Annotated in this window: 23 protein-coding genes; 14 read left to right on the top strand and 9 right to left on the bottom strand. The window is 67.4% G+C overall.

What is annotated here, in order from left to right; genetic code table 11:
• The first annotated feature begins 89 nt into the window (after window positions 1–89).
• From LDQ05_RS02120 to LDQ05_RS02105, 4 genes are read left to right on the top strand one after another with little or no spacing between them, the layout of a single operon-like run.
• Window positions 90–1,013 carry a carbohydrate ABC transporter permease gene (locus LDQ05_RS02120; RefSeq protein WP_226435243.1) on the top strand — a complete coding sequence of 308 codons (924 nt, stop codon included), beginning with the start codon at window positions 90–92 and terminating at the stop codon, window positions 1,011–1,013.
• Window positions 1,014–1,039: 26 nt separating this feature from the next.
• A complete protein-coding gene (locus tag LDQ05_RS02115; protein ID WP_226435283.1) occupies window positions 1,040–1,903 on the top strand; it encodes a carbohydrate ABC transporter permease in 864 nt (287 codons plus the stop codon).
• A 32-nt stretch (window positions 1,904–1,935) separates the two neighbouring features.
• Window positions 1,936–3,264 carry an ABC transporter substrate-binding protein gene (locus LDQ05_RS02110; protein ID WP_226435282.1) on the top strand — a complete coding sequence of 443 codons (1,329 nt, stop codon included), beginning with the start codon at window positions 1,936–1,938 and terminating at the stop codon, window positions 3,262–3,264.
• A 31-nt stretch (window positions 3,265–3,295) separates the two neighbouring features.
• A complete protein-coding gene (locus LDQ05_RS02105) occupies window positions 3,296–4,381 on the top strand; it encodes an ABC transporter ATP-binding protein (RefSeq protein WP_287218654.1) in 1,086 nt (361 codons plus the stop codon).
• Here the strand turns inward: LDQ05_RS02105 and LDQ05_RS02100 are convergent.
• Window positions 4,376–5,146, bottom strand: coding sequence for a DeoR/GlpR family DNA-binding transcription regulator (locus tag LDQ05_RS02100; protein WP_226435242.1), 771 nt, complete (start codon window positions 5,144–5,146; stop codon window positions 4,376–4,378). The genes LDQ05_RS02105 and LDQ05_RS02100 overlap by 6 nt on opposite strands.
• 235 nt (window positions 5,147–5,381) lie before the next feature.
• Between LDQ05_RS02100 and fgd the strand changes: the two genes are divergently transcribed.
• From fgd to LDQ05_RS02080, 4 genes are all read left to right on the top strand, one after another.
• The gene (gene fgd / locus LDQ05_RS02095; protein WP_226435241.1) at window positions 5,382–6,386 is read left to right on the top strand and encodes a glucose-6-phosphate dehydrogenase (coenzyme-F420); all 1,005 of its coding nucleotides are present in this window, start codon (window positions 5,382–5,384) and stop codon (window positions 6,384–6,386) included.
• Window positions 6,387–6,397: 11 nt separating this feature from the next.
• Window positions 6,398–8,041 carry a glucose-6-phosphate isomerase gene (pgi, locus tag LDQ05_RS02090; RefSeq protein ID WP_226435240.1) on the top strand — a complete coding sequence of 548 codons (1,644 nt, stop codon included), beginning with the start codon at window positions 6,398–6,400 and terminating at the stop codon, window positions 8,039–8,041.
• The gene (locus LDQ05_RS02085) at window positions 8,041–8,331 is read left to right on the top strand and encodes a WhiB family transcriptional regulator (protein WP_226435239.1); all 291 of its coding nucleotides are present in this window, start codon (window positions 8,041–8,043) and stop codon (window positions 8,329–8,331) included. Before pgi ends, LDQ05_RS02085 begins: the two co-directional genes overlap by 1 nt.
• Window positions 8,332–8,643: 312 nt before the next feature.
• Window positions 8,644–9,150 carry a hypothetical protein gene (locus tag LDQ05_RS02080; RefSeq protein ID WP_226435238.1) on the top strand — a complete coding sequence of 169 codons (507 nt, stop codon included), beginning with the start codon at window positions 8,644–8,646 and terminating at the stop codon, window positions 9,148–9,150.
• A gap of 227 nt (window positions 9,151–9,377) precedes the next feature.
• Here LDQ05_RS02080 and LDQ05_RS02075 read toward each other — a convergent pair whose 3' ends face one another.
• The 3 genes from LDQ05_RS02075 to LDQ05_RS02065 all read right to left on the bottom strand — a co-directional run bounded on the left by LDQ05_RS02075 (window position 9,378) and on the right by LDQ05_RS02065 (window position 11,784).
• Window positions 9,378–10,025: a TetR/AcrR family transcriptional regulator gene (locus LDQ05_RS02075; protein WP_226435237.1), complete on the bottom strand. Its 648-nt coding sequence runs from the start codon at window positions 10,023–10,025 to the stop codon at window positions 9,378–9,380.
• A 281-nt stretch (window positions 10,026–10,306) separates the two neighbouring features.
• Window positions 10,307–10,495 (bottom strand): ferredoxin, encoded by a 189-nt coding sequence (locus LDQ05_RS02070; protein WP_226435236.1) that lies wholly within the window; start codon window positions 10,493–10,495, stop codon window positions 10,307–10,309.
• Window positions 10,492–11,784 (bottom strand): cytochrome P450, encoded by a 1,293-nt coding sequence (locus LDQ05_RS02065; protein WP_226435235.1) that lies wholly within the window; start codon window positions 11,782–11,784, stop codon window positions 10,492–10,494. Before LDQ05_RS02065 ends, LDQ05_RS02070 begins: the two co-directional genes overlap by 4 nt.
• 673 nt (window positions 11,785–12,457) lie before the next feature.
• Between LDQ05_RS02065 and LDQ05_RS02060 the strand changes: the two genes are divergently transcribed.
• Window positions 12,458–13,174 (top strand): M23 family metallopeptidase, encoded by a 717-nt coding sequence (locus LDQ05_RS02060; RefSeq protein ID WP_226435280.1) that lies wholly within the window; start codon window positions 12,458–12,460, stop codon window positions 13,172–13,174.
• Between the two features lie 56 nt (window positions 13,175–13,230).
• Here the strand turns inward: LDQ05_RS02060 and LDQ05_RS02055 are convergent, their stop codons facing one another.
• Window positions 13,231–15,201, bottom strand: coding sequence for a M13 family metallopeptidase (locus LDQ05_RS02055; RefSeq protein ID WP_226435234.1), 1,971 nt, complete (start codon window positions 15,199–15,201; stop codon window positions 13,231–13,233).
• 149 nt (window positions 15,202–15,350) lie between these two features.
• Between LDQ05_RS02055 and LDQ05_RS02050 the strand changes: the two genes are divergently transcribed.
• Window positions 15,351–16,532, top strand: coding sequence for a serine hydrolase domain-containing protein (locus LDQ05_RS02050; RefSeq protein ID WP_226435279.1), 1,182 nt, complete (start codon window positions 15,351–15,353; stop codon window positions 16,530–16,532).
• 33 nt (window positions 16,533–16,565) lie between these two features.
• Here LDQ05_RS02050 and LDQ05_RS02045 read toward each other — a convergent pair whose 3' ends face one another.
• Genes LDQ05_RS02045 through LDQ05_RS02035 form a run of 3 tightly spaced genes read right to left on the bottom strand, consistent with a single transcriptional unit; the run spans window position 16,566 to window position 19,321 of the window.
• Window positions 16,566–17,486: a PaaI family thioesterase gene (locus LDQ05_RS02045; protein ID WP_226435233.1), complete on the bottom strand. Its 921-nt coding sequence runs from the start codon at window positions 17,484–17,486 to the stop codon at window positions 16,566–16,568.
• 12 nt (window positions 17,487–17,498) lie between these two features.
• Window positions 17,499–18,140, bottom strand: a complete 642-nt coding sequence (locus tag LDQ05_RS02040; protein ID WP_226435232.1) for a response regulator — start codon at window positions 18,138–18,140, stop codon at window positions 17,499–17,501.
• Window positions 18,137–19,321: a sensor histidine kinase gene (locus tag LDQ05_RS02035; RefSeq protein WP_226435231.1), complete on the bottom strand. Its 1,185-nt coding sequence runs from the start codon at window positions 19,319–19,321 to the stop codon at window positions 18,137–18,139. Before LDQ05_RS02035 ends, LDQ05_RS02040 begins: the two co-directional genes overlap by 4 nt.
• 107 nt (window positions 19,322–19,428) lie before the next feature.
• Here LDQ05_RS02035 and LDQ05_RS02030 point away from each other — a divergent pair, with 107 nt between their 5' ends.
• Both LDQ05_RS02030 and LDQ05_RS02025 read left to right on the top strand, forming a co-directional pair.
• The gene (locus LDQ05_RS02030; protein WP_226435230.1) at window positions 19,429–19,965 is read left to right on the top strand and encodes a hypothetical protein; all 537 of its coding nucleotides are present in this window, start codon (window positions 19,429–19,431) and stop codon (window positions 19,963–19,965) included.
• Window positions 19,966–20,044: 79 nt separating this feature from the next.
• Window positions 20,045–20,521 carry a VOC family protein gene (locus LDQ05_RS02025; RefSeq protein WP_226435229.1) on the top strand — a complete coding sequence of 159 codons (477 nt, stop codon included), beginning with the start codon at window positions 20,045–20,047 and terminating at the stop codon, window positions 20,519–20,521.
• A gap of 23 nt (window positions 20,522–20,544) precedes the next feature.
• Here LDQ05_RS02025 and LDQ05_RS02020 read toward each other — a convergent pair whose 3' ends face one another.
• A complete protein-coding gene (locus LDQ05_RS02020; RefSeq protein WP_226435228.1) occupies window positions 20,545–21,597 on the bottom strand; it encodes a sigma-70 family RNA polymerase sigma factor in 1,053 nt (350 codons plus the stop codon).
• A 239-nt stretch (window positions 21,598–21,836) separates the two neighbouring features.
• Here LDQ05_RS02020 and LDQ05_RS02015 point away from each other — a divergent pair, with 239 nt between their 5' ends.
• Window positions 21,837–23,234, top strand: coding sequence for an ABC1 kinase family protein (locus LDQ05_RS02015; protein ID WP_226435227.1), 1,398 nt, complete (start codon window positions 21,837–21,839; stop codon window positions 23,232–23,234).
• Between the two features lie 108 nt (window positions 23,235–23,342).
• Window positions 23,343–24,167 (top strand): crotonase/enoyl-CoA hydratase family protein, encoded by an 825-nt coding sequence (locus LDQ05_RS02010; protein WP_226435226.1) that lies wholly within the window; start codon window positions 23,343–23,345, stop codon window positions 24,165–24,167.
• The last annotated feature ends 13 nt before the right edge of the window (window positions 24,168–24,180 follow it).

Below are 24,180 nucleotides of genomic sequence, written 5' to 3'. Positions count from 1 at the left end.
AGTAGAGCGAGCGATACATTCGCTCGGAATAGGGAGGGGTGTCGTGCGTTCGTAACCGGAGGTTCGCCCGCCGCGTCCACACTTCCTCGGTGCCATCGAGTCCGGAACGAACCCTGCCCCACGGTCGGGGCCTGCGCGGCCGCCCGTGGACCGACCACGCACTCTTCGCGGTGCTGGTCGGTCCGAACCTCGCGCTGCTGATCCTCTTCACCTATCGCCCACTGGCGGACAACGTCCGGCTCTCGTTCTTCGACTGGAACATCGCCGGATCCGCCGCGACGTTCGTCGGATTCGACAACTACCTCGAATGGTGGCGACGACCGGACACCTGGCAGATCGTCGGCAACACCGTCGCGTTCACCGCCGCTGCCGTGGTCGGCTCGATGGTCCTCGGACTCGGGCTCGCGATGCTGCTCGACCGGAAGCTCCTCGGCCGCAACCTCGTCCGATCCGCGCTCTTCGCGCCGTTCGTCATCTCCGGCGCGGCCGTCGGTGTCGCCTTCCAGTTCGTGTTCGACCCGAACTTCGGACTCGTCCAGGATCTACTGGGCCGCATCGGAATCACCGCACCGGACTTCTACCAGGACCCGACGTGGGCGATGGTGATGGTGACACTCACCTACCTGTGGAAGAACCTCGGCTACACCTTCGTCGTGTATCTCGCGGCGCTCCAGGGGTTGCGCCCCGAACTCGGGGAGGCCGCGGCGATCGACGGCGCCTCCCGCTGGACCACCTTTCGCTCGGTGATCCTGCCGCAGCTGCGTCCCACCACGTACTTCCTGTCGATCACGGTGCTGCTCAACTCGTTCCAGGTGTTCGACATCATCAATGTGATGACCCGGGGTGGTCCGCTCGGAACGGGGACGACGACGATGGTGTACCAGGTGTACGACGAGACGTTCCGCAACTTCCGCGCCGGCTACGGCGCGACCGTCGCCACGATCATGTTCCTCGTCCTGCTGGCGGTGACGGTGTATCAGGTGCGCATCATGGATCGGGGTGAACACCGGTGATCGCCGTCGACGACCGACCCCGCGTCCTGCACACGACCACGCGCGACGAGGAGCAGCGGCATCGGGCCCGTGCCCGCTGGGTGACCGTCCTCGGTTACGCCGCGATGGTGTGCGTACTGCTGATCGTGGCGCTGCCGCTGTTCTGGATCGTGATGACGTCGTTCAAGGAACGCCAGGACATCTACACGATTCCGGTGACGTGGTGGCCGTCGACCTTCCACCCGCAGAACTACGGTGAAGCGACGCGATCGGTGGATCTCGCCGCCTACTTCAGGAATTCGCTGATCATCACGACGGTTCTCGCGACCGTCAAGTTCGTGCTCGGGGTGCTCAGCGCATACGGATTGGTGTTCCTGCGCTTCCCCGGTAAGAACTTCGTGTTCCTCGGCATCATCGCGGCGTTGATGGTGCCCAACCAGATCACCGTGATCTCCAATTATGCTCTCGTCGCGGAATGGGGATGGCGCAACACCTTTCAGGGGATCATCGTGCCGCTCGCCGGCGTGGCGTTCGGTACGTTCCTGATGCGCAACCATTTCCTGTCGATTCCCGCCGAGATCATCGAGGCTGCGCGTATGGACGGTGCGGGGCACTTCAGGCTGCTGTGGCGCGTGGTGCTGCCGCTGTCGGGGCCGACGATGGTTGCGTTCGCTCTGATCACCGTGGTCAACGAGTGGAACGAGTACCTGTGGCCGTTCCTGATGGCCGACGACTCGTCCGTGGCGCCACTGCCGATCGGCCTGACGCATCTGCAGAACAACGACGGAGTCACCGACTGGGGACCGGTCATGGCGGGCACGGTGCTCGCGATGCTTCCGATTCTCGTGATCTTCCTTCTCCTGCAACGACACATGATCAAGGGCCTCACCTCCGGTGCGGTCAAGGGATGAACACTGACGGGAGTGTAGTGATGGGTATCGACATCAGGAACATGGACAGGCGGGGCTTCCTCGGCCTGGCGGGGATCGCCGCTGCCGGAGCCGCGCTCACGGCATGCGCGGGAACCGGCGGTGATGCCGGTTCCGCGGCAGGGAGCTCGAGTGCGTCGGAGGACGCGAGCACCGTCACCTTCTGGTCGAATCATCCGGGCAGGTCGATCGACGTCGAGAAGGAACTCATCCGACGGTTCGGAGAGGTACGGCCCGACCTGACGGTGCAACTCGTGGACGGCGGGAAGAACTACGAGGAAGTGGCGCAGAAGTTCAACGCCGCACTGAGTGGCGGGGCACTTCCCGACGTCGTGGTGTTGTCGGATGTGTGGTGGTTCAACTACGCGATGGCGGGTGCCATCACACCCCTTGACGAGTTGTTCACCGCGCACGGTGTCGACACCGGCGACTACGTCGACTCGCTCCTCGCCGACTATCTGCACGACGGCGGTCACTACGCGTTGCCGTACGCGCGGTCGACACCGTTGTTCTACTACAACAAGGACGTGTGGGCTGCGGCGGGGCTCCCGGACCGGGGCCCCGAATCCTGGCAGGAGTTCGACGAGTGGGGCCCGCGGATCCAGGAGGTCGTCGGGTCCGGGCACCTCGCTCACGGATGGGGGAACGCCGCGGACTACCTGGGGTGGACGTTCGAGGGACCGATCTGGACGTTCGGTGGTGCGTACTCGGACCGGTGGGACCTGAAGTTCACCGATGCGAAGACGATCGAGGCGGGGCAGTTCCTCCGCGACATGATCCACACGAAGAAGTACGCCGCGGTGTCCAACGACATCGCCAACGACTTCTCCGCGGGCCTCCTCGCCTCGACCATCGCGTCCACCGGCGATCTGTCCGGTATCACCACGAATGCGTCGTTCGATTTCGGGACCGCCTTCCTCCCGGCAGCCGAGGGCGTTCCGGGATGTCCGACGGGTGGTGCAGGACTGGCGATTCCGTCGGGTATCTCCGACGAACGCAAGGCGAATGCGTTGGCGTTCGTCGAGTTCGTGACCAATGCCGACAACACCGCCCACTTCTCGCAGAACACCGGGTACATGCCGGTGCGCAAGTCGGCCGTCGACAACCCGGACATGAAGGCGTTCCTCGATGCGAATCCGAACGCCCGGACCGCGGTCGATCAACTCGCCCGCACTCGATCCCAGGACTACGCGCGTGTGTTCGTACCCGGCGGTGACCAGGTGATCGGTACCGGGCTGGAGAAGGTCGCGTTGCAGAACGCCGACGTCGAGACGACGTTCGCCGACGTGCAGAGCCGACTCCAGCAGATCATCGATCGTCAGATCACCCCGAATCTGAAGTAGCGCAGTACATCACCTTTCGAAAGGACTGTTCGTGGCCCGGATCGGTTTTCGGAACGTCACCCACCGCTATCCGGGTGCGGATCGCTCGGCGGTGGACGGACTCGACCTCGAGATCGACGACGGAGAGTTCCTCGTTCTGGTCGGACCGTCCGGGTGCGGGAAGTCGACGAGCCTGCGGATGCTCGCCGGTCTCGAGGCGGCCGATTCCGGTCGTATCGAGATCGGCGGGCGGGACGTCACGGGGTTGCCTCCGAAGGAACGGGACGTCGCGATGGTGTTCCAGAACTACGCCCTCTACCCCAACATGACGGTTGCGCAGAACATGGGGTTCGCGTTGCAGAACGCGGGAATGAGAAAACCCGAGCGGACGCGGCGGGTGCTCGAGGCCGCGCGGATGCTGGAACTCGAACCACTACTGGACCGCAGACCCGGCAAGTTGTCGGGGGGTCAGCGACAGCGAGTTGCCATGGGACGGGCTATTGTTCGGAACCCCGCCGTGTTCTGCATGGACGAACCGTTGTCGAACCTCGACGCGAAGCTGAGGGTGAGCACACGCGCTCAGATCGCCGATCTGCAGCGTCGTCTGGGGACGACGACGGTGTACGTCACGCACGACCAGGTCGAGGCGATGACGATGGGGGACCGGGTCGCGGTGCTCGACGGCGGGCGGCTGCAGCAGGTCGCGTCGCCCCGGCAGTTGTACGACGATCCGGTCAACACCTTCGTTGCGGGATTCGTGGGTTCGCCGGGGATGAACCTGATCCCGGCGCCGGTTCGGGACGGCGCGGTGGTTCTGGGGGAGTCGAGGATTCCGGTGCCCAGGTCGATTCGCGCGGAGCAGGTCGTCGTGGGGGTTCGTCCCGAGTCGTGGACCATAGTCGGTGCGTGGCGGACCGATGCGTGGACGGTCCGCTCGGTGCTCGTCGAGGAACTGGGAGCGGAGTCGTTCGTGCACGCCGTGCCGGCCGATCCGTCGGAGGAGTTGTCGATGGGCCGGATCGTGGTGCGCACGGATCGTCGCGGCGGGATCACCTCGGATTCGGAGCTCCGACTGCTACCGAAATCCGGTGAGGTGTACTTCTTCTCGGCCGACACCGGTGAGCGAATCGGATCATGATCCGTTCGGGACCTCGGTGACGACGAGCTTGCCGTGGTAGCCGCCGCGGAGGTCCTCGGGCAGGCCGGAATCGGTGATGATCCGGTCCACCTCGTCGATCGTGGCGATGCGGGCCAGTGTGCGATGCCCGAACTTCGAGTGATCCGCGACCACCACGGTGCTGGCCGCGGCGGCGATGAGGGCGCGTTTGACGGGGACCTCGAGGGTGTTCGTGTTGGTGATGCCGGCGGTGGGATCGATCGCGTCGGCACCGAGGAACGCCCACCGGGCAGAGTACTGCGACATGAAGGCCACTGCGTGGTCGCCGATGAGGGTGTAGACGGAGCCGAGCAGTTCGCCTCCCGAGACGAGCAGTCGCACATCCGGGAACGTGGCCACGAACTTCGCGATCCGCAGATCGTTGGTCAGTACGGTGAGCGACGAGCGGTGTCGCAGCGCGACGGCCACCTCGTAGGTCGTGGATCCGCTGTCGAGCACGACGCTGTCGCCGTCGGCGACGAGTGCCGCGGCGGTCTCGGCGATCGCGGTCTTCTCGGCCCGTCGGACGTCCTTCTTCAGGACGTAGGGGACTTCGAAGGAAACGCCGTCGACGGCCTTGGCGCCTCCGTGGGTGCGTTCGACCTTGCCTTCGCGCGCGAGTGCGTCGAGGTCGCGTCGGATCGTCGAACTGTCGACGCCGAGCGCGGTGGAGAGGGTCTTCGCGTCGACGTAGCCATCGGCGAGTACCCGATGGAAGATCTCACGTCGCCGTGCGCTCGCGGACACGATTGCTCCTCGGATCGGTGTCGGGGATCGGTGTGCTGCCTGACAATAGCGCACACATGCGACACGATTGCGTGGTTGTTGACACATTCGCGCGAATTCGTGCATGATTTCGTGCAGTGTCGGCACGATCTCGCGTGCAGGCTCGGAATTACTGCCAAAATTGAAGGTGTCGAGGTCGCGGCTCCTCCCGGATCCTCGGCGGACCAGATCCATCCCGGCGTTCGGAGGTCACACAATGGTCAAGTTGGGGTACAAGGCGTCGGCCGAGCAGTTCGGTCCGCGAGAACTCGTCGAACTGGGGGTGCTGGCCGAAGAACACGGAATGGATTCGGCGACGGTGTCGGACCATTTCCAGCCGTGGCGGCACAACGGCGGGCACGCCCCCTTCTCTCTCGCATGGATGACCGCGGTCGGGGAGCGCACCGAGCGACTGCAGCTCGGCACATCCGTGCTCACCCCGACCTTCCGATACAACCCCGCCGTGATCGCGCAGGCCTTCGCGACGATGGGCTGCCTCTATCCGGGGCGGGTGATGCTCGGTGTGGGCACCGGTGAGGCCCTCAACGAGATCGCCACCGGATTCGAGGGCCAGTGGCCCGAATTCAAGGAACGATTCGCCCGTCTTCGCGAGTCCGTGCGCCTCATGCGCGCCCTGTGGTCCGGCGATCGCGTCGATTTCGACGGCGAGTACTACCGCACCAGGGGTGCGTCGATCTACGACGTACCGGACGGGGGCATCCCCGTGTACATCGCGGCCGGCGGTCCCGTGGTCGCGCGATACGCCGGTCGCGCCGGAGACGGCTTCATCTGCACCTCCGGCAAGGGCATGGATCTCTACACCGAGAAGCTCATGCCCGCGGTCGCGGAGGGGGCGGCGAAGGCGGAACGCGACGTCGAACAGATCGACAGGATGATCGAGATCAAGATCTCGTACGACACCGATCCGGACAAGGCCCTCGAGAACACCCGGTTCTGGGCGCCGCTGTCGCTCACGCCGGAACAGAAGCACTCGATCGAGGACCCCATCGAGATGGAGGCCGCAGCCGACGCCCTGCCGATCGAGCAGGTCGCCAAGCGGTGGATCGTCGCGTCCGATCCCGACGAGGCCGTGGAGAAGGTCCGCGCCTACGTCGACGCCGGGCTGAACCATCTCGTCTTCCACGCGCCCGGCCACGACCAGAAGCGTTTCCTCGAGCTCTTCGAACGCGACCTGGCTCCGCGCCTGCGTGCCCTGGCCTAGAGGAGAACGGCATGCCCGAATCGATGGACATCGCAACCACCGCGCAGTGGCGGGCCCTCGAGGCTCATCGTGGCGAGGTGGAGTCGATGCATCTGCGGGGGTTGTTCGAAGCGGATCCCGGGCGGGGGGCGCGCTGGTGTGCACCGGCGGCGGATCTGACGGTCGACTACAGCAAGCACCGGATCACCGAGGACACGCTGCAACTGCTGTTCGACCTGGCTCGTGCGGCCGGGGTCGAACAGCAGCGCGACCGGATGTTCGCCGGTGAGCACATCAACGTCACCGAGGACCGCGCGGTGCTGCACACCGCGCTGCGGCTGCCGGCGGGCACGCGACTGGTGGTCGACGGACAGGACGTCGTCGCGGACGTGCACGCAGTCCTCGACGCGATGGCCCGGTTCAGCGATCGGGTGCGGTCGGGACAGTGGCGTGGCGCGACGGGGGAGCCGATCTCGACGGTCGTCAACATCGGGATCGGTGGCTCCGACCTCGGCCCCGTCATGGTCGCACGCGCACTGCGGCACTACATCGACGGACCGCGGGTGCGGTTCGTCTCCAACGTCGACCCTGCGGATCTGACGGCGGCGCTCACCGGGCTGGATCCGGCATCGACGTTGTTCGTCGTGGCGTCCAAGACGTTCACCACGCTCGAGACCCTGTCGAACGCGCAGGCGGCACGGAAGTGGCTGGTCGCGGCGCTCGGCGAGGACGCGGTGTCGTCGCACTTCGTGGCGGTGTCCACCGCGGCGGACAAGGTCGCCGAATTCGGCATCGACCCGCAGCACATGTTCGGGTTCTGGGAATGGGTCGGTGGGCGCTACTCGGTGGATTCCGCGATCGGGCTGTCGGTGATGTGCGCGATCGGTCCCGAGCGGTTCGCCGAACTGCTGTCCGGGTTCCACGCGATGGACACCCATTTCCGCACCGCGCCGCTCGAGTCCAACGTTCCGGTCCTGCTCGGCCTGCTGGGCGTGTGGTACACCAGTTTCCTCGGCGCCCAGTCGCGCGTCGTGCTGCCGTACAGCAACGACCTGGTGCGGTTCCCGGCCTATCTTCAGCAGCTGACGATGGAATCCAACGGGAAGTCCGTCCGCGTGGACGGTAGTGCCGTGTCGTACCCGACGGGCGAGATCTTCTGGGGCGAGCCGGGAACCAACGGGCAGCACGCGTTCATGCAGCTGCTCCACCAGGGCACCCACCTGATCCCCGCAGACTTCATCGGGTTCGCGCAGGCACTCGACGATCTGCCCGCCGGCGACGGATCGATGCAGCAGGTGCTGGTCGCGAACATGTTGGCGCAATCCAAGGTTCTCGCCTTCGGACGAACCGCGGAGCAGGTGCGCGCCGAGGGCGTCGCCGAAGCTCTGATACCGCACAAGGTGATGCCCGGCAACCGTCCGTCGACGACGATCCTGGCACGGCGCCTCACGCCGTCGACACTCGGCCAGCTGGTGGCGCTCTACGAGCACCAGGTGTTCGTGCAGGGTGTGGTGTGGGGCATCGATTCGTTCGACCAGTGGGGAGTCGAACTGGGCAAGGCACAGGCGACCGCGCTGACTCCTGTCCTGGCCGCCGACACGGACCCGGCCACCGGCGATTCGTCGACCGACCACCTCGTCCGCGTCTATCGGGAGATGTCGAAGGGAGATCGCTGATGCCCGCGTTGAAACTGCTCAAACTCCCACCGCCGGTCACCGAGGAGTGGGAGTGGCAGATGAACGCGTCGTGTCGCGACATCGACGGCTCGCTCTTCTTCCACCCCGACAACGAGCGGGGCGAGGCACGGGAAGGCCGTGTGGCAGCCGCCAAGCGGATCTGCGAAGGCTGCCCGGTCCGTCGCGAGTGCCTGCGGTATGCGCTCGAATCCGGTGAGCGGTACGGAATCTGGGGTGGCACGACGGAGGAGGAACGGCGCGCCACCCGGGCACGTCGCCGCGTCCGCTGAGTGAGCCCGCCTCCGGCCTGAGTGAGTCCGCCTCCGGCGGAGTGAGTCCGCCTCCGGCGGAGTGAGCGAATGTATCGTCTGCTCGACTCGATCGAGCAGACGATACATTCGCTACCGTAATCCGGCTGGTCGCGAGCCCTGTCGGATCGCAGGCTACGAGCCGGTGTACGGTACTGCGCCCGGGCTGGGAGAACACGGTCGAGATCCGGCTGCGGTCACAGGGTGAGTCATCGCTTCGATCGGCGGTGTCGGCCCGCGGAGAGCGCTACCATCCGTTCACCGAAGCTTCATCCACCGACGATCGGATCCGGAATGGGCAAGCTCGAGAAGTCGCTGTCCGAGGACGAATTCCTACTGGTGCGGGAAACGAAGAAACAGCAGATGGCGGAGCTCGACGAAGATGAGCTGCTCCTCCTCCACGCTCGGGTCAGACGTGCCCGCAACAAGTACGTCAAGCTCTATCGGCGGGCGGGCGCCGAGAAGGTCGGGAAGAAGAAGTCGCGGGCTGCGGGCAAGAATGCCAACGTGCGCAACGCCGCCAAAGCGGAGGTGTTCGAGAATGCGCTGGCCCGGGTGAGCCGGCAACTCGGTGCCGTGGCGCGTGCATCCGCAGAATCGCTCAAACAGGAGCGGCTGGCGCGTGCACGCCGCGACAGCTTCGTACCCGGCGCTGCTGTGCCGGGTAGCGGCGCGGTGTCGTCGCCGGGTGTGGACCGGGTGGATCGGACCCGGGAGTCACCCGGACGGATGAAGTACGAAGCCTCGACGAGCGCTGCGGGCGCACGTCGTCAAGCGAAGAAGGACGACCGCCACAGCTGACGCGTGCGTCGACACCGAGCCGCGCGGGAATCTCCGGGGTGGGTCGAGATTGGTCAGGAGGGCGTTCCGCAGCTCGGTCGCACCCCGGATGAAGTAAAACTCTCGTGATGAGAGAGTGATATTCTCATCGAAGTCGTCGACGGTTCCGGTTCCAGCGCGTGGTCGAGCGAACGGTACCGTCGCTCGATCGAACGCAGCGAGGGTGCCGTTCGCTCAGAACGGCGTCGTCACCTCCCGGCGAAACCGCGGGAGCAGAACGTCCAGACCTCGTCGGACGTGATGGGCCCTGCCGTGAGGTCGTCGCCGCTGGACTGCGCGATGAACATCACGGTCTGCATGGTCATCGCGGCTGCGTGGCGTGGATCGACGTCGTCGCGCAGGCCGCCGGCCGCCGCGACCTTCTCCATCAACTCCGTGAACAGCGCGAGCATCGGTGCGTGCGCGACCTTCACCTCGGTCGGGTGGGTGAGCAGCAGTTGCGGCGTGAAGTCCGTGAACAAGGGGCGCTGCGCCGCGGGATCCGGTCGCGACGACTCGAACAACAACTCCACTGCGACGCGGAGCTGATCGAGCGGGTCGTCCTGGCCCGCTGCGGCCGCGCGGATCTGATCGGCCGAGCGGCCGAGAGCGTCTTCGAACAGGGCCAGCAGAAGTTCGTGCTTGCCGTCGAACTGCAGGTAGAAGCTGCGCAGCGACTGCTTCGAGCGGTCCACCACCTCTTGTACCGTGAAGTCGGTGCTGCCCTTCTCGGTGATGATCGCCTGGGCGGCGTCGAGGAAGCGCTGCACGCGTTGTTCGGCACGCAGTTTGGCGGTCCGGATGGACCGCTCGACGGCGCGCTGCTTCCAGGCCGGCTCTTCGCTGGAGCCGGTCACCGCGGGGTCTGCCCTGTGCTGCGTGGAGCGAACATAGCTGCACTGTACCGGAGAAATTTCGCCTTCCGTGCCGCGCCCCGCCTGCTGATTGCCGCGAACGAGATGATTACTTTCCCTCACAGGGAACGATGTTCTCGCAGGAAGGTCGACTCCTGCGACGGGAGGCGAAGAGGAATGCTCTTCGAGTTCGATTCCGGTGAGGGGGATGCGAATTCGAGGTGAGGTGAGGTGCCACCACCCGCTCCACGGCGACCGCGAGGCGGGCGGTGGGTGTTCGACGACTACGCGAAGATGATCGCGCGCTCCGGACAGTTGGACGCGGCATCGCGCACCGCGTCCGCGTGCTCGGTGGGAACCTCGTCGACGGTCACGACGGCGTAGCCGCCGTCGCTGAGATCGAAGACTTCGGGACACGTTGCGAGGCAGACGCCATGGCCACGGCACGCGTCATCGTCGACACGGACCTTCACTTGTCGGCGCCTTCTGCGACGGTGTACTCCAGGCCGAGGTTCATCAGACCGCGGAGGATGAACGTCGGCAGGTAGGCGAACTTCCGATCGCCCTCCGGGCCGTGCACCTTCTCCGAGATCGTGATGTCGGTGGTCCGCTCGAGGAGTCGCTGGATGCCCACGCGTGCCTCCGTGCGGGCGAGCGGTGCGCCGGGGCACGAGTGCACGCCTCGGCCGAACGCGATGTGCGTACGCGCGTTGCGTCGATCGAGTTCGAAATCGGCCGGGTCGGAGAACTGCCGGGGGTCGCGATTGGCGGCGCCGTTGACGAGCATCATGATCGTTCCGGCCGGGATGTCGACGCCGCCGACCTCGGTCGGCACCTTGGCGAGCCGGAAGTCGCCCTTGATCGGGCTCTCCATGCGCAGCGTCTCTTCGATGAAGTTGGTGATCTTCTCCGGATTGTCGCGGAGGGTCTGCTGGATCTCGGGTCGCTCGGCGATGATCCGGAGTGCGGAACTCAGCAGTCGCACCGTGGTCTCCTGACCCGCGGAGAACACGTTCGCGGCGATGCGGAGGACGTCGTCGACCGGGGGCAACGTGCCGTCCGGGAAGGTCGCGGTTGCGAGCCCGGTCAGGACGTCGTCGGTGGGGTTCGCGCGCCGCTCCTCGATGTACTCGCCGAACTTCTTGTAGAGGAACTCGAGGGGGTTGAGTTTCAGTGCCTCGCCCTCGGTGCTGCCGAGCGAGAAGCCGCCCTCCGTCGCCAGGTTCAGGCCGGCGATGAACTCCGCGTGGTCGCTCTCCGGAACACCGAGGAGGTCGGCGATGACGAGCATCGCGAAGGGGCCGGCGAATTCGGTGATGTAGTCGCCTTCACCCTTGGCGAGGACGTTGTCGAGGAGCTTGTCGGCGAGGCGGTGGATGAACTCCTCGTTCTCCTTGAGGCGCTTGGGGGTGATCAGGCGCATCAACAGCGCGCGATGGTCCGAGTGCTGCGGGGGGTCCATCGTGGGGAGCTGGTCGTGCATCGGAAGCGACGGCCGATGCTCTTCGATCAGATCGGTGAGGTCGTCGCTGTCGTCCGGGATGGGGAAGCCCGAGAAGGGGCCGGTCACCGAGATGCACGACGAGAAGACCTTCTCGTCGCTGAGGACCTGGACGGCCTCTTCGTATCCGGTGACCATCATGACGTTGTGATGCGGTTCCCGCTTGACGGGGCATCCCTCGCGCATCGCGTCGTAGTAGGGATTCGGATCCTCGACGAGGTCGGGGTCCGTGAAGAAGTTCTTCGACTCGAGTTCGGTCATCCTGGTCCTCTCAGGGGCACGGGGTGGGCTGCTGACGAAGAACGGCGCTGCCCGGCAGGCCCGCTCGCGCCGCGTCCGACGCGCGCGTACACCGCTCTTCATGATCATCCAACCACGCTCCAGAACCGGCTCGCCGCCGCCGTATTTCGTACATATCGGACCTGTGATCGGCTACAACGGGAACGGGATCCGATGTGGTCGATCATGGCGGGGCCGTGGATGAGATCGGCCCGGGCGCCACCGCGGTCGGGGGTGCGGGGTTGTTTCCGGACTTCGGCGGGGAGGGTCGTGACCGGCGAGTGCATGAGGCGCATCGGGGTGCGCGCGTCGTCGGGAAGGTCGTCGAGGTGATGAATCGCGCATGAGGACCTCGGTGGGTGACCTCGGCCACCGTTTCGCTGTGCCACCGCGGAGCTGGTGCGGGCTTGCGGTGCTCATGTGACTCACGAGGCGGAATTTCGGGCATTTCAGGAGTGCTTGATCAGAATGTGTCAATTCGACACGCCGCCGTTGCCTGCGGTAGACGTAGTCTGTAACGAAATCGTGATCCTTTCGTTATCGACTGGGTCGTACGGGCCGAGAGGGCCGAGCAGGCAAGGAATCGAATTTGTCTTCCACATCCCGGAACATCGAGCAGAACGCAGCCGAACGTCGGCGTCCGTCCGCGGCCCGGTTGGGCAAGTGGGCCTCCGTCGTCCTCGTCGCCGGGGCGGTGACCGTTGCGGGAACGACGGTCGCGCACGCCACCGGGGAGCGCGCCACCGCGGGCCTGTCGTGGACGGGCGCGGACGAAGCGCTGTCGACGGCACCGCAGGTGCTGACCATCCCGGGGATGGACGTCTCGGACTACGCGGAGAAACTGCGCCGCGCCACCGAACGGGAGCAGCAGCGCCTCGCCGAACAGGCTGCGGCGGCAGCCGCCGAGGCCGAGCGGATCGCCCACGAGGAAGCCGAGCAGGCGGCCCGTGAGGAAGCGGCCCGCCGTCCCGCGTCGGTGTTCCCCGCCGCGGGGGTCTTCACGTCCGGTTACGGTGCCCGCTGGGGCACGCACCACTTCGGAATCGACATCGCCAACGCGATCGGTACCCCGATCCTCGCCGTCACGAACGGCACCGTCATCGAGGCCGGACCGGCGTCGGGCTTCGGTCTGTGGGTGCGCGTCCAGCAGGACGACGGCACCGTCGGTGTCTACGGACACGTCGACCAGTTCAGTGTGTTCGTCGGCCAGCAGGTCGCTGCCGGCGAGCAGATCGCCACCATGGGCAATCGCGGCCAGTCGACCGGACCGCACCTGCACTACGAGGTGCACCTCGCCGACGGCACCAAGATCGATCCGGCGCCGTGGCTCGCCTCGCGGGGCATCCCGGTCCCGGGCGCACACCGCTCCTGACGCACCCCCACCCGTGCGCACTTCTGGTAGTGGGAACTACCAGAAGTGCGCACGGGTCACCAGATCTTGACGCGCTCCTCGGGTGCGAGGTACAGGGCGTCGTCCGCGGTGACGTCGAACGCGTCGTAGAACGCGTCGATGTTGCGGATCACCCCGTTGCACCGGAACTCCGGCGGCGAATGCGGATCGACCGTCAGGCGTCGTAGCGCCTCCTCGTCGCGAACCTTCGTGCGCCACACCTGCGCCCACCCGAAGAACACGCGCTGCAGCCCCGTCAGGCCGTCGAGGACCGGAGCCTCCTCGCCGCCGAGCGCGATCTCGTACGCGGTCAACGCGATCGACAGTCCACCGAGATCGCCGATGTTCTCACCGATCGTGAAGCTGCCGTTGACGCGGTGACCGGGAAGGGCCTTCGGTTCGAATCCGTCGTACTGGGCGATCAGTGCGGTCGTGCGCTTGCCGAATTCGGTGCGATCCGAATCCGTCCACCAGTTCTCGAGATTGCCGTCACCGTCGTACTTCGCACCCTGGTCGTCGAAACCGTGCCCGATCTCGTGTCCGATCACCGCACCGATCCCGCCGTAGTTCGCGGCGTCGTCCGCGTGCAGGTCGAAGAACGGCGGCTGCAGAATCGCTGCGGGGAACACGATCTCGTTCATTCCCGGGTTGTAGTAGGCGTTGACCGTCTGCGGAGTCATGAACCATTCGTCGCGGTCGACGGGGCCACCGAGCTTCGCCAGCTCCCGGTCGTACTCGGCCGCGTACCCGCTGCGATAGTTGCCGACGAGGTCGTCACGGGTCACCGTCACCGCCGAGTAGTCCCGCCACTTGTCGGGATACCCCACCTTCGGGGTGAACCTGTCGAGTTTGCGCAGCGCGGCCGCCCTGGTCTGCGGGCTCATCCACTCCAGGTTCGTGATGCTCCGCCGGTACGCCTCGATGAGATTGTCGACGAGCACCTGCATGCGGACCTTCGCCTCCGCGGGGAAATGCCTTTCCACATACAGTTTCCCGACGGCTTCGCCCAGCAGATCCTCCACGAGCGACACGCCGCGCTTCCAGCGTTCCCGGATCTCCTGCGCACCGGTGAGGGTGCGGCCGTAGAAGTCGAAGTTCTCCTCGACGACCGCCTCGGTCAGATAGGGCGCGCGGGCCCGCAGCACCCGCCACGCCGCCCAGGCCTTCCAGTCGTCGAGGGATTCCCGGGTCCACAACGCGGTGAACGTGTCGACGAAACTCGGTTGCCGCACCACGACCTCGGCCCACTGGTCGACGGCGGCACCGGCCGCGGTGACCCAGCCCGACCAGTCGAACCCGGCGTGGTCGGCGACCAGGGCGTCGAAGGTGACCAGGTTGTAGGTCAGGTCGGCGTCGCGACGCTTGACGACATCCCAGTGTCCGGCGGCCAGTTTCGTCTCGAGCGCCAGCACACGCTGCGGATCGTGGTCGAGTCCGGCGAGAGCGAACATGCGGCCCATGTGCGCGACGTACTTGCCGCGGATCTCGGCATGGCCGTCCTCCCGGTAGTACGACTCGTCGGGAAGACCGAGCCCACCCTGCGCCAGGTGCATCAGGTACCGCTGTGAATTCTTCGAATCCGTGTCGACATAGTGGGCCAGCGCCCCCGGCACGCCCACGCGCTGCAACCGGCCGAGGACCGCGGCCAGCTCGCCGCGGTCGGCGGCGTCCGCGATCGCGCCGAGTTCGTCGGCGATCGGTGTCAGTCCCGCCGCCTCGACGGTGTCCGTGTCGGTGAAGCTCGCGAACAGATCACCGATCTTGCGGGCGTCGGTGCCGTCGGCCGCTCCCGATGCCGAGGCCTCCTCGATGAGGGTGCGCACGTCGACCTCGGCCTTGTCGGCGAGGGTGCGGAAAGCGCCGTCGAGCGCGCGATCGGCCGGGATCTCGTGTTCGGCGAGCCAACGACCGTTGACGTGCTCGAACAGGTCGTCCTGGGCTCGCGTGGCCTCGTCGACGTGGGTGAGATCGATTCCGGATCGGAGCTCCGGTCGGTGCGAGGTGGTCATGCGTTCCATCCTTACACCGAAACGCCCGATGATGCCCTCGCGTGGCGAACTCCCACGGAACACCGACCCCGCACCTACCATCGGGGCGGATTGTGAGGAATCGCGGGGTACGGAGGTATCACGACGTGACGGCAAGCGACGACGACACGATGGGGGTCGAGGACGACGGGTGCACACGGATGCTCGTCGACCCCGCATTCCTTCCTGTCGCCGACCAGTTCTTCCGCATGTTCCACAAGCCGAGCCAGGGCGGCGGAGCCCTCGCCGCGTATCTGCACGGCGAGCCCGTCCTCGACATCTGGGCGGGCTGGGCCGCGAAGGACCGCCACTGGACCCGCGACACGGTCGCCCTGTCGTTCTCCACCGGCAAGGGCGTCGCCAGCACGGTGCTGCATCGCCTCGCCGACCGCGGGCTCGTCTCCTACGACCGACCGGTCGCCGAATACTGGCCCGAGTTCGCGGCCGCCGGGAAGGGCGGGATCACCGTGCGGCACCTCATGTCGCACCGCGCGGGACTGCACCGGGCGCGGGGGCTCGTCCCGGGCCGGTTCGGATTGCTCGACGCCCAGAAGGTGGCGACCGCGCTCGCCGCCGCCACCCCCGACCCCCGCCGCTTCCGCGGGCCCGGCTACCACGCCGTCACGTACGGAAACCTCGTCGCCGAGGTCGCGTCACGTGTGACGGGCACTCCGTTCGAGGAACTCGTCCGCACCGAGATCGCCGAACCCCTCGGCGAGGACGAGTTCTGGTATCGGGTTCCCGTCGATCAGCGGCATCGCATCGCCCGGGTGTTCCCGAAGGTCAACTTCCTGCCCGCGCCGTGGGACGCCGCGAGCAGTGTGCTGTCGCGGCTGCCGGGTGTGCGTGGTCTCGCCGAGGCGGGCATGGCCGAGGGATTCGACGAGGTGATGCGCAGCCCGCAGGCGCACGACGCGGTGATGCCCGGCTGGAACGGGGTGTTCACCGCCCGCGCGCTCGCCCGCATGTACGCGGCGCTCGCCGGCCGCGGCCGCATCGGAGACGTGCAGTTGCTGTCCGAGGACACCGTCCGTCAGTTGCTCGAGGTGCAGACGCGCAGTCACGACTACGTGATCGGGATCCGGGCGAACTGGCGACTCGGCTACCACCCGGGCTGGGTCGCGATGCGCCGGCAGCCCACCGCGTCGGTGGGGCACTACGGGTTCGGTGGGTCCGGAGCGTTCGGCGACCCGGAGACGGGTCTGTCCATCGCATTCGTCACCAACCGTCTAGGAAACGTGTACACCACGATCTCCGACGGCCGGTTCCCGCGGCTCGGTGCGGCAGCGGTGTCGGTGGCGCGACGGATCTGATCCGCGGCACCCCGTCACGCAGTGGATGTCAGCTCACGCAGCGGCCATCAGCTGCACGCTCGTCGATGCCCGCACGAACACGGTGCCGTCGGCCGCGGTGAGCGCGGTGTCCACCGACGCCAGGCGACGGCCCGCCCGGGTGACCTTCGAACGGACCAGCACGTCCGGGCCCGGAACGGCGGGGGACCGCAGGTAGTCGACGGTCAACTGCAGCGTCCGGTACTCCTGACCCGGCGCGGTGAGGGTCTGCGCGGCGAGCGACGAGGCGACGTCGACGATCGACACGAGCACCCCGCCCTGGATCGACCCGATCGGATTGGCCGTCCACTCGGCGGGCGCGAGCGCACCCTCGATCGTGCCGCGTGCGGCCGCGTCCACCCGCATACCGAGGACCCCGGCGAGCGGACCCCGCGGGATCGAGCCGTCGGCGATCCCCGCGACGATGTCGAGACCCGATCTCGACGCGAGCAGGTCGGAGTCGGCCCACGCTTCGGGCTCGGGCACGGACCGTTGCTCCGCGGGCTGCGCGGTCGCGGCGTCGACGGGCACGCGGCCCACGACCATCGATCGCCCGGTCAGGTGCAGGACGAGTCGGCCGTCGTCGTCGCGGATCTCGGCGGCGGACAACCCGACCGCGTCGTCGAAGTGGAGGCTGCGGGCCGTACCCGACACCGAACCGGTCTGCGGGAAGGTGTCCGCGGTGGAGGCGCTGAGCTGCGCGAGCACGCCCTGCGTGTGGATTCCGGTGGCGAGTTGGCGGGCGAGTCCGGCGGGATAGCCGACCGCGATGTCGGTGAGCACACCCATCGACCCGATGGTGGTGCGACCGCGGTGGTCGTAGAACCGGGGCCCCACCGGCTGGGTGACGGTGATCGTGCCGTTGCCGGTGACGTCGACGCCGACGCCGGTGAACAGGGACGGGCGGTCGAGCGGGCGGGTGATCTCGGTCCTCATGGACTATGCCTATCACCGCGCCTCGTGCGCCAGAATGGCGGCCTGGATCCGCGACTGCAGGCCCAGTTTGTGCAGGACCCGAGCGACGTGCGTCTTCACGGTCGTCTCACCCACCCCGAGTCGCGTCGCGATCTGCCGGTTCGACAGCCCCTCCCCGATGCAGTCGAACACCTCGCGTTCCCGGCCGGTGAGCGTGTCCAGCCCCGGCACCGGCGTGGCCGGTGGGCGGTCCTGTTCCGTCGCGAAGGTGCCGATGACGGTGCGGGTCACCTCCGGGGCGAGCACCCCGTCACCGGCGTGGACCGAGCGCACCGCGCGCAGCAGATCGTCGGCCGAGGCAGTCTTCAGCAGATACCCGCCGGCGCCGGCCCGCAGGCTCCCGAAGACGTACTCGTCGATCTCGAAACTGGTGAGGACCAGTACGCGGCTGCCGGTCTCCGCGACGATCGCGCGGGTCGCGGCGATCCCGTCGGTGTGGGGCATACGGATGTCCATGAGCACCACGTCGGGTTTCAGTGCGCGGACCTGAGCGACGGCGACGGCGCCGTCGGCGGCCTCGCCGACCACCTCGATGTCGGGATCGGATTCGAGGATCATGCGCAGGCCGCTGCGGATGGCGGCGTGATCGTCGGCGAGCAACACGGTGATGGTCACGAGGGGTCTCCGGTTCCGTTCCTGATCGGAAGGTGGGCTTCCGTCCGCCACAGCCCGTCCGTCGCGGCGGAGCGGGCCCGGCCACCGACGACGGCGGCTCGGTCGACGATGTTGCGCAGGCCGTGCCCCACCGCGTCGTCGGTGGGGGTGTCGGCGCCGAGCGGGTTCGTCACCGAGATCGTCAGTTCCCGGCCGTCGACCCGCAGCGCGATGTGGACGGCCTGCCCCGGTGCGTGTTTCGTGGCGTTCGTCAGGGATTCCTGGATGATGCGGTACGCGGTGACGTCGACGTCCGCGTCCATTCCGGGCAGGTCGACGGTGTCCACCGTGACGGGTGTGCCGCTCGCCTCGGCGGAGGCGACGAGCACCGACAGGTTGGCGAGGCGCCCCGCGGTCGCGGCGTCGTCGTCGGTTCGATCACCGCCGTCGCTGCGCAGCAACGCCACCATCGTCTGCATCTCCCGCAACGCCTCCACACTGTTCGACCGCACCGATTCGAGGACGGTCACGGCTTTTTCCGGGTTGCTGTCGCCGAGCCGCAACGCTGCTTCGCTCTGGATCGCGATGGCCGACAGGTGCCCGGCGACGATGTCGTGCAGATCCCGTGCGAGACGTTGCCGTTCGGCGGTGACCGCCGACGCGCGATCGAGCTCGGCGACACGCGCCAGTGCGCGGGCCTTGGCGCGTTCGGTGTCGGCCGCTTCGCGATGCGTCCGAACCGACCGGCCCCACCAGATCGGCAGCATCACCAGCAACGCGCCCATCGCGGCGACGAACACCCCGACCCGCAGATCGTCCAGGGCGACGCCGATACCGACAGCGAGCAGCAGGACCGGCACGATCGGTGCGCGTTCGAGCACGACGCTCAGTCGGGCACTGCCGTACAGGGTCGCGGCGAACAGCAGGTCGCCGTACGCGAGCCACACCGGCAGCGACACTCCCAGTGCCGCGTCGACGGCGACGGGAACGGACGCCAGCGCCAGACCGAGCAGGGGGTGCGAGCGGCGCAACAGGATCGGCAGGCACGTCGCGGCGAGGACGAGCACCCGCACCCGCGTGGACGGGCCGATGTCGTCGTCGTAGACCAGTTGCGCCAGGTCCAGGGAGTACAACACGATCCCGCACGCGAAGTACGCGAGCGCGATCAGGAACGGGGCGCAACGGTCGAGCACAGACGCCATTCGACCACAGGGGGCGGGTTCCGACGCCGGACGTCGTCCGAAGTGATGACGCCGCGCCACCCGTACGGCGGACGCGCCGACGATCGTCGCCGGGCCACCCTCGAAGCATGTTCGACAGCCACATCACCGCGTTCATCATCGCGAGCGAGATCGGTTTCTGGATCGCCCTCGCGCTCGGTCTCCTCCTCCGCTATCCGCTGCATCTGCCGAGACCGGGTGCCGTGGTGCTCGCACTCATCCCGTTGATCGACATCGTGCTGCTCGTCGCGGTGGCGATGGACCTGCACCGGGGGAGCGAGGTCGGCCACATCCACCGGATCGCCGGCGTCTATCTGGGGGTGAGTGTCGCGTTCGGGCCGAGCGTCGTCCGCTGGGCGGACCGCCGCGTCGCATACCTGTTCGCCGGTGGTGAGAAACCCGTTCCCGCGCCCAAGGACGGCCCCGAGGCGTTCCGGAACGAGTGCCGCAGTTTCGGACAGTGGCTGATCGCCGCCGGAATCAGCGGTGCGGTGATCCTGGGGCTCGGCGCGACCGTCGCGGACGACACGCAGAGCGCGGCACTCGAGTCGGTGTTCCCGATGCTCGGTGTCGTCACCGTGATCTGGCTGATCACCGGACCGGTGTGGGTGCTCGCACGAACCTGATCGCCGACCGCGATGAGTTCTGCGCGGTCGGGCGGTCTGTATCCCGTGACAGCCGTACACCGATCACAGGGAGACCGACATGTCCCGAATGCTGTTCGTCAACATGGCCGTCGAGAACGTCGCCGCGGCACGCGCGTTCTTCGACAAGCTCGGATTCACCTTCGACGAGACGTTCTGCGACGAGAACACCGCGTGCCTCGAGATCAACGACCGGACGTACGTGATGCTGTTGGAGAAGCCGCGTTTCCGCGACTTCATCAACGACGACATCTGCGACACCACCCGCGCCCGCGAGACGCTGCTGTGTGTGTCCGCCGACAGCCGCGAGGCCGTCGACGAACTCGTCGACGCCGCGATCGCCGCCGGCGGCAGCGAATGGGTCACCGAGGGCGCGCGGAAGGCGAACGCGGAGATGAGCGAGTACTCGCACGGCCGCGCGTTCCGTGACCTCGACCGGCACGTGTGGGAAGTGATGTGGATGGACGTCGCCGCCGCGACGAAGGCGTGGGAATCCGAGGCAGGGAACTCCGAGGGTGCCACCGCCACCCAGGCATGAGTCCGCGCGCCGGATTCGGGGTGTCAGGTTCGGGCTTCCGGTACCTCCGGAAGCCCGAACCGCTCGAACAACGCGACGGTGTCGTCGGCGAAGAACACGGTCACGTGAGTGACCTTCCCGTCGATGATGTCGAGCACCTGGAGCTGAAACGGACGGTGCACGCCGTCGGCGCCGCGCATGTACAGGCCGAGGGCGGGCTGCCCGTTCGCGACCGTCGGAAGCAGCACCTGATCGCCGGGGCCCTTCGCCGGGCAATTGTGCTTGATGAGCGAGACGATCGCGGCCGGTCCCCGGTACCAACCGTCGAACGGCGGCATCTCCCAGATCGCGTCCTCGGTGAGCATCGTGACGAGCGAATCGATGTCGTACTTCTCGAATCCGTCCACCCACTTCTGGACGAGTGCGCGAGTCTCCGACGTGTCGGGTTCGCTCAATTCGGCGTCGGAGAGTTCGGCATCGCGAATCTGCGCGCGGGCACGTTGCAGCAGGCTGTTGACCGCGGCGACGGTGGTGCCCAGTGCCGCGGCGACCTCCGATGCGCGCCACTGCAGCACATCGCGCAACAGCAGTACCGCGCGTTGCCGCGCGGACAGGAACTGCAGGGCCGCGACGAACGCGAGCCGCACCGAGTCGCGGGACGCGACGATCGTCGCGGGATCGGTGGGGTCGTCGACCCTGCCGTCGTCGGTGTAGGGGCCGGGCAACGGTTCGAGCCACGGCACCTCCTTGCGTTCGACGAGGTCGGCGGTGGGGTCGGAGCCGGGCGCGCCCAGCCCGGTGGGAAGGGGCCGGCGCTTGCGGCCGTCGAGCGCGGTGAGGCACACATTGGTGGCGATGCGATGCAACCACGTCCGTAGCGACGCGCGACCGTCGAATCCGTCGTAGCCGCGCCAGGCCCGCAGATACGTCTCCTGCACGAGGTCCTCGGCGTCGTGCAGGGATCCGCTCATGCGGTAACAGTGCGCGAGGATCTCGCGCCGGAACGGCTCCGCGAGCGTCATGAACTCTGTGTCTGCGGTCGTGAACTCTGTGTCTGCGGCGGTGCCCGCGGCATCGTCGAGGAGTTGGTCCGTCATGGGTCCGTCCGGTTCGGTGGCCTGCATGGACAACTACTCGTCCGAGGGTAGTCGGAGGCACCGACAGGCAACAGCCCGAAGCGTCGTTCCGGGGCTCGATCGAGAACTGACCGGCAGGTAACCTGCACTCGGCTGCGTCGCGGTGGGCGCGGCGGAGCACCGATTGGGGGCAGGCGTTGCAGGAGAACTCTCGCCGGGAGGATGCGCCGGAGACGGACGACCGCGCACAGGAAGGGCCGGTGGGGCCCGACGGGCCCGTGGGACCGTTCTCCGGTGGCCCCCCGCCCGGCGCGCTGCACGTCGAGCGGCCGCCGCTGGAACGTTTCGGGCTCGCCGAACTGGGCCGTGCCGTGGTGGTCGTGGGCGCGCTCGTCGTCTTCGTGACGTGGGCGCTGCTGCGGTGGACGGTGCGCCCGCGTGAACGCAGCGTCGTGGTGGCCGCGGCGAACGGCACCGTCGACGCCTTCGAGCACCTCGGTCCCACCTTCGTCAAACTCGGCCAGCTGATCGCATCGTCGCCCGGACTGTTCCCGGCGCCCCTCGCCGACGCCTGCCTGCGGATGCTCGACGACGTGCCCACGTTTCCCTCGGAACAGGCCCGCGCCGTCATCGAGGCGGATCTGGGACACCGCATCGACGAGATGTTCGCGTCGTTCGACGACGTCCCCCTCGCTGCGGCGTCGGTCGCGCAGGTGCACGGATGCGTGCTGCGTGACGGTCGCCCGGCCGTGGTCAAGGTGCAACGCCCCGATATCGCCCGCCGGATGCTGGTGGATCTGCGCGCGGCGTACGTGGGTGCGAAGATCCTGTGCGTGTTCGAGTTCTTCCGGATCGCGAACACCCCCGCGATCATCCGGGACCTCTACACCGCGACGACGACCGAGTTGAACGCCGCGGTCGAGGCGGATCGTCAGGATCGTTTCCGCGGCAACATCGGTGCGTTCGGCGACAACCGGTTCGTGACGGTACCCGAGGTGTACTGGGACTGGTGCGGTCCCCGCGTGATCTGCATGGAGCGGTTGCGGGGGCGTCCACTCGACCGGGTCGTGCCGGGGCAGGGCGGCATCGACAGTTCGCTGCTGGTGCGCCGCGGTGTGAAGGTGTGGATCGAGGCCGTCCTGCTGCACGGGCCCTTCCACGGTGATGTGCACGCCGGCAATCTGTGGCTGCTCGACGACGGGCGGGTCGCGATGCTCGACTTCGGGATCGTCGGCGAGCTTCCGGAACAGTGGCGGACGGTGATGCGCGAGTTGTTCCGGGGGGCGTTGCTCGACGGGAATTTCGTGTCGGTGGCGCGAGCGATCCGGGGGCTCGGCGTGGCCGCGGATCTCGATGTGGACGACGCGGCGGTCGGGAGGCAGGTGGCCGAGGCGTTCGGTTCGCTGCTCGGGCGCGACATGGGGGACCTGCGGCTCAGTGAGCTGATCGGAGCCCTGGTGTCGCTGGGCCGGATGTGGAACATGACCAGCCCCGAGGAACTCGTGCTGTTCGGCAAACAGGTCGGCTACTTCGAGCGGTACGCAACGGCACTGGCACCGGGTTGGGTGCTGGGGCGTGATCCGTTCGTGTTCCGCAACGTCTTTCCCGACGAGGTGTCCATAAGAATTGCCGAATCGGGTGTGAGCCTTCCCGACTGACCGAAACGCGCCGGGGCCCTTTACAGCCCGGTCCACCCTCCGTAGTTTAACGATCGTTCGACCCGATTATGGCGCGGACCACATCGATACGGAAGGACCAGGCCCCTCATGTCTGCAGCACCGGAGTCCGCATCGCAGGACGTAGTCCTCGCCACCCGCGACGGACACGTCGTCACCTGGACGATCAACCTTCCGGAGATGCGCAACCCGATCTCCGGCGACGACGTCGTCGAGCGCCTCGTCCGACTCGTCGACGAGGCGAACACCGACGTCGACACCCGAGTCGTGATCCTCACCGGGGCGGGCTCGGCGTTCTCCGCCGGCGGCAACGTCAAGGACATGGCCGACCGCACCGGCATGTTCGCCGGGGCACCGCACGCCCTGCGCGACGGGTACCGCCGCGGGATCCAGCGACTGCCGAAGGCGATCTTCCACTGCGAGGTGCCGATCATCGCCGCCGTCAACGGACCCGCGGTCGGCGCCGGTTGCGACCTGGCGATGATGTGCGACATGCGGATCGCCTCGACCACCGCGTTCTTCGCCGAGAGCTTCGTTCGGCTCGGCATCATCCCCGGTGACGGAGGGGCATGGTTGCTGCCGCGCGCGATCGGTGCGGCCCGCGCCGCCGAGATGGCGTTCACCGGCGACCGCGTCGACGCCGCAACCGCACTCGACTGGGGCATGGTGTCGCAGGTCGTCGAGCCCGACGAACTCCTCGGCGCCGCCCGTGCGCTCGCCGACCGCGTCGCCGTCAACCCGCCGCACGCTCTGCGCATGACCAAGAAACTGCTGCGCGAAGGCCAGCGCGTCGACCTCGACACCCTCCTCGAGCTGTCAGCGTCCCTGCAGGCGCTGTCGCACCACACCGAAGACCACCGCGAGGCCCTCGCCGCGTTCCTCGAACGCCGCGAGGGCGACTTCCGCGGCCACTGAACCGAACCCGAAC

Origin of the sequence: Rhodococcus yananensis (assembly GCF_020515525.1) — a bacterium.
GTDB classification, from domain to species: domain Bacteria; phylum Actinomycetota; class Actinomycetes; order Mycobacteriales; family Mycobacteriaceae; genus Rhodococcus; species Rhodococcus yananensis.
The sequence above is the reverse complement of the archived record's forward strand: the minus strand, read 5'-3'. Positions and strand labels throughout refer to the sequence as shown.